Source organism: Streptomyces sp. UNOC14_S4, from assembly GCF_020740835.1.
Classification (GTDB): Bacteria; Actinomycetota; Actinomycetes; order Streptomycetales; family Streptomycetaceae; genus Streptomyces.
Genome location: NZ_JAINFC010000827.1, coordinates 1 through 2,062, shown reverse-complemented (window position 1 = coordinate 2,062; position 2,062 = coordinate 1). Strand labels below are relative to the sequence as shown.

Genomic DNA, 2,062 nt, shown 5'->3' with positions numbered 1-2,062 from the left:
CACCGGCACCCCCCAGCCCGTCCGCACCCCCTCCGAACCGCTCACCGACCGCGAGGCCGACGTCGTGCGCTGCCTGGCCCGCGGCGCCACCAACGCCGAGATCGCCGCCGAGCTGTTCGTCTCCCTGTCCACGGTCAAGACCCATCTGGCCAACGTGCAGACCAAGCTCGACGCCCGCAACCGCGTCGAGATCGCCGCCTGGGCCTGGGAGAGCGGGCTGGCCTCGGGCGGAACGTGAACAGACTCACCGGGTGGGCCACCCGGCACCCCCGCCGGGCCACCGTGGCCAAGGCCGCGCTCGGCGCCGTCCTGCTCTGGCTCGTCGGCTTCGAGGGATTCGTCCTCGCCCGGCAGCCCAGCCAGCCACATGCCCTGGTCCTCGCCTCCGGCGTCGCCGTGTGCCTGTGCGCCGTCCCCTACGCCTGGATTCCCCTCACCCTGCGGGCCGGCATCGCCGTCACCGTCTCCCTGGCCGCCTCCGCCGTCCTCATGGCCGTCCGCCGCCCCGCGGCCGTCTGGGGCATGGGGGAGGACATCGCCCTCCTCGTCCTGCTCACCGCCGTCATCCAGCAGGCCCGTACCCGCGTCGCCGCCGTCCTCGGTCCCCTTCTTGCCCTCGCCGCCCTCGCCGCGCCCATGCGCGACCTCAACCCCGGGCGCTTCACCGCCGTCTTCGGCGCCATCACCTTCGTCGTCGTCGCGTACTCCCTGCTGCTGCGCAACCAGTCCGGCCAGCGCCTGAAGGACCTGGCCGCCGTCCGCACCGCCGAACGCCTCGAACTCGCCCGTGAACTCCACGACCTCGTCGCCCACCACGTCACCGGCATCGTCGTCCAGGCCCAGGCCGCCCGCTTCACCGCACTCCACGGGCCCGCCGCGGCGGCCGCCTTCGAACGCATCGAGACCTCGGCGAGTGAATCCCTCAACGCCATGCGGCGCCTCGTCGGCGTCCTGCGCGAAGGCGACGCCGAGACCGAACCCGTCGCGGGGCTGCCCGAAGTACGCGCCCTCACCGAGGCCTTCGCCCGCACCGGCCCGCCCGTCGTCCTCTACATCGAACAGGGCCTGGAGAGCTGGATCCCCGGCGATGTCGCCGCGGGCGTCCACCGCGTCGTCCGCGAGGCCCTCACCAACATCCGCAAACACGCCGCCGACGCCACAGCCGTACGCGTCGGCGTACGCGGCGTGCCCGCGGGCGTCGAGCTGCGTATCGCCGACGACGGCAAGCACGCGGCACCCCTCTCCGAACAGGCCAGGGGAGGCGGCTTCGGCCTCATCGGCCTGAGCGAACGCGCCAAGGCGATGGGCGGGACCCTGCGCGCGGGCCCCACCCCGGAGGGCGGCTGGGAGGTCACAGCCCTTTTTCCGGCAGCGCGCCGTCCCCGCTGAGCCGGGGCGCCCCATAAGGGGCGCGGGGAACTGCGCGACCAGCCACACGTGACCCGCAGTCGCGAACCGGTCTTACGAGGCACCCCAGTGGGCGCAACCCGGTCAGCCTTGAGGCGGCTGGCCGTAGCAGATGCAGAACGGGTGCCCCACCGGGTCCGCGAAGACGATGAAGCCCCGGACCTCGCCCCCGCTGTCGTGCAAGAACGTGGCCCCCAGCGCCTCCACCTCGCCCCGCGCCCGCTCCGCGTCCTGCCGCGTGGCCACCTCGAAGTCCAGGTGCAGCTGCTGCGGGTGCTCCTGCGACGGCCAGCGCGGCGGGCGGTAGTCGGCCACCTTCTGGAAGGAGACCATGTGCCCGTCCGGCGTGAACAGGTCCGACCACCCCGGCTCGGCATTATCCAGACGCCCGCCGAGGACCCGCGCGTAGAACGCCCCGAGAGCCGCCGGATCCGGGCAGTCGATCACCGTGCACATCATTTTCGCGATCATGAACTGATCCTGCCCCGCCGGGTTCCGGGAGACCAGGCCCGCACCCGCATTAGTCCAATATCCGCACGCCCTTTGTCCATGGTCACCCGCGCACCCGGCGGCGCAGGGTGACCCCGTACAGACGTACGAGCTTCAGGGAGCGCGCCCATGGACCCGGAAGGCCCACAGGACCACCCCACACCCC

The 2,062-nt window shown here is 72.7% G+C and carries 3 protein-coding genes; 2 read left to right on the top strand and 1 reads right to left on the bottom strand.

Translation table 11 applies throughout. The features are described 5' to 3' along the window. A partial coding sequence (locus K6I34_RS36180; RefSeq protein WP_229332266.1) for a response regulator transcription factor occupies window positions 1-238 on the top strand: 238 nt, incomplete at its 5' end. Next, window positions 235-1,389 (top strand): histidine kinase, encoded by a 1,155-nt coding sequence (locus K6I34_RS36175; protein WP_229332265.1) that lies wholly within the window; start codon window positions 235-237, stop codon window positions 1,387-1,389. The genes K6I34_RS36180 and K6I34_RS36175, both read left to right, overlap by 4 nt. 102 nt (window positions 1,390-1,491) lie before the next feature. On the opposite strand, the gene K6I34_RS36170 is transcribed toward K6I34_RS36175, so the two are convergent. Further along, window positions 1,492-1,878, bottom strand: coding sequence for a VOC family protein (locus K6I34_RS36170; protein WP_229332264.1), 387 nt, complete (start codon window positions 1,876-1,878; stop codon window positions 1,492-1,494). Window positions 1,879-2,062 lie beyond the last annotated feature (184 nt).